This window comes from Desulfovibrio sp. DV (genome assembly GCF_001936595.1).
Taxonomy (GTDB): Bacteria; Desulfobacterota; Desulfovibrionia; order Desulfovibrionales; family Desulfovibrionaceae; genus Solidesulfovibrio.
The window spans coordinates 1-2,828 of the sequence record NZ_MLBG01000183.1; the positions used below are offsets into that span (position 1 = coordinate 1).

Annotated in this window: 3 protein-coding genes; all 3 read right to left on the minus strand. The window is 63.5% G+C overall.

All coding sequences use genetic code 11. The features are described from left to right. The coding region (gene dnaE, locus DVDV_RS21580; RefSeq protein WP_139311714.1) for a DNA polymerase III subunit alpha at positions 1-1,606 on the minus strand (1,606 nt) is incomplete at its 3' end. A gap of 245 nt (positions 1,607-1,851) precedes the next feature. Beyond that, entirely contained in the window at positions 1,852-2,301 is a 450-nt protein-coding gene (locus tag DVDV_RS21585) for a VOC family protein (RefSeq protein WP_075356623.1), read from the minus strand. A gap of 15 nt (positions 2,302-2,316) precedes the next feature. Then, positions 2,317-2,694 (minus strand): DUF309 domain-containing protein, encoded by a 378-nt coding sequence (locus tag DVDV_RS21590; RefSeq protein WP_075356624.1) that lies wholly within the window; start codon positions 2,692-2,694, stop codon positions 2,317-2,319. Positions 2,695-2,828: the final 134 nt, after the last annotated feature.

Genomic DNA, 2,828 nt, shown 5'->3' on the forward strand with positions numbered 1-2,828 from the left:
GGGTCACGGTTTCGTTGTTTTTCCCTTTATACAGCGGCACGTACTCGGTCATGGCCGTGTCGGACACGACCACGCCGGCGGCGTGGGTGGAGGCGTGGCGGGCCAGGCCTTCCAGGCGGCGGGAGACGTCGATGAGCCGGGCCACGCGGGGGTCCTGGGCCATCATGGTCTTTAATTCCGGCTCCTGGGCCAGCGCCTTGTCGATGGTCATCTTGAGGTCTTCGGGGATGAGCTTGGCGATGCGGTCGGTCTCGCCAAAGGTCATGCCGAGCGCCCGGCCGACGTCCCGCACCACGCCCTTGGCCTTCATGGTGCCAAAGGTGGTGATCTGGGCCACGGCCTCCTCGCCGTAATGTTCGGTGACGTAGCGGATGACTTCGTGGCGGCGGCGTTCGCAAAAATCCACGTCGATATCGGGCATGCTCACCCGTTCGATATTGAGAAACCGCTCGAACAGAAGATCATAGGGCAAGGGGTCGAGGTTGGTGATGCGAAGCGCGTAGGCCACCAGCGACCCGGCGGCCGAGCCACGGCCGGGACCGACCGGGATGCCGTTGTTCTTGGCCCAGTTGATAAAATCCTGGACGATCAGGAAATAGCCTGGGAAGCCCATCTCCTTGATGACGCCGAGTTCCAGCTCCAGGCGGTCCCAGTAGACCTTGACGTCCACGCCCGGCATCTTGGCCAGCCGTTCGGTCAGGCCCTTGCGGGCCATATCGGCCATGACCTCGTCGAGGGACTGGTTGGGCGGGGTCTTATAGACCGGGAAATGGTAGTCGCCAAATTTGAGCGTCAGGTCGATGCGCTCGGCAATCTCGCAGGAATTGGCCAGAGCTTGGGGCAGATCCGGAAAGGCGGCGGCCATCTCTTCGGGGCTGCGGTAATAGAGGTCCTGGGTGGAAAAGCGCATCCGTTTGACGTCGTCCACGCAGGCGGCCGTCTGGATGCACAGCAGGATGTCGTGGGCCTCGGCATCGTCGGCGCGCAGATAGTGGCAGTCGTTGGTGGCCACCAGCGGCAGCTTGAGATGGTCGGACAGTTCGATCAGAAAATTGTTGCAGGTGGTCTGCTCGGGAATGCCGTTGGCCTGGATTTCCAGATAGAACCGGTCCGGGAACAGGGCCGCGTACTCCTTGGCCATGGCCACGGCCTGATCCTTGCCCTCTTTTAAAAGCTTCTGGTTGACCTCGCCCTTGAGGCAGGCGGACAGGGCAATAAGCCCTTCGCCGTATTGGCCAAGCAACTCCTTGTCCACCCGGGGCTTGTAGTACATGCCCTCGGTGTGGCCCTTGGTCACGAGCTTGAGCAGGTTTTTGTAGCCGACCATGTTCTGGGCCAAAAGCACCAGATGGTAGCGCGGCGAGCGCGGGTCCCGGTCGCTGCGGCTGCCGGGGGTGACGTAGACCTCGCAGCCGATGATGGGCTTTATGCCGGCTTTTTTGGCGGCATCGTAAAAGGTCAGCGCGCCGTGGAGGTTGCCGTGGTCGGTGATGGCCGCGGCCGGCGAACCGAACGAGGCCGCGGTCTTGACCAGATCACCGATGCGTATGGCCCCGTCGAGGAGGCTGTATTCGGTATGGCAATGCAGGTGGACGAAATCGGACATGGCGTGCTCACGGGAAAGATAAAAGCTGCGGCGCGCGATATCGCCGCCGGGGACGGTATAGCGCACAACGCCCCCACTGGAAACGGCCTTAGGATCGTTGTCGTTCCCAGCCCTCCCCTTTGCCCCTGTCGGGGGGGGGCCGCAAACCCCTTAAAAAAACTTCTTCCAGTGGGGGGTCCGGGGGCCTCAGGCCCCCGGCCGCCGGAGGCACTCTTCTGCCTCCTCTTCTCTTCTCTCACTCTCCCCTAATTCCAGCTTTGCAGCTCGATCACATTGCCTTCGGGATCGCGCAGGTAGCGAAAGACCAGCCGCCCCACACCGGGCACGTCGCGGCTGGCCAACTCGCCAACGGCCGAGCCGCCGGCATCGAGCACGGCCTGGGACAGGGCAGCCACGTCGTCGACCAAAAAGGCGATATGGGCAAAGCCCGGGGTGTCCGGGAAGACATCCGGGTGTTCGGGGCAGGCGTCGTAGGAGAAGATTTCCAGCGTCGGGCCGGTGTCGCCATGGCCGGGCAGGCGCAGGTGAAGGCCGGTAATGTGGGAGTTGTCGATGCCGGTTGCGGCGTCGAGCCAGTCGCCGGACAGGTCGCGCTCCGGGGGCACGGGCTTGCAGTCGAACAGGCGGATGTAAAACGCGGACAAGGACCGCCAGTCGCGGGCGATCAGATTGGTATGGACGTAACGAATGGCCATGGGGCGTACTCCTTCTTATACGGCCGCAAGCGTCAGGTGCGGGACCAGGGACGGCGGCAGGGCCTCCCCCGGAGAGGCCGTCTCCAGCCAGGCCAGGACCGTCCGGGTCTTGGCGACCAGCCCGGCCACGTCGATGCCCGCCGCTTGCGGGGTGAAGCGTTCGAGATATCCCGTAGCCCGCGTCAGGAGCTTGCGGCAACCCTTCACATTGCCGTTTCCCAGATGATACAGGCCGGCCGCCACCTGGATCACCGCCTTGTACAGGTCGCGCTCGGGCGAAACATCGGCCAGCCAGAAGGCTTCCAGGGTTTCGTGGCAGGCAAAATACAACCCGGCGTTAAACTCGGCCGCAGCCTGGACCAAAGCCGGCGGCAGTGACTCGCTGCTTGACATTTTCCGGTTCCCTCCGTCTTTTGACCCGGCCCGGACGCCTGTACGAGAGTGAGGGGAGAAGAGAGGAGCAGAAGAATGCCTCCGGCGGCCGGGGGCCTGAGGCCCCCGGACCCCCAATGGGGAAAATTTTCAAG

What these genes read in the sequence shown, in the direction of transcription:
- DVDV_RS21585 (WP_075356623.1), bottom strand. Translation starts at nt 2,301, where the DNA reads ATGGCCATTCGTTACGTCCATACCAATCTGATCGCCCGCGACTGGCGG.
- DVDV_RS21590 (WP_075356624.1), bottom strand. Translation starts at nt 2,694, where the DNA reads ATGTCAAGCAGCGAGTCACTGCCGCCGGCTTTGGTCCAGGCTGCGGCC.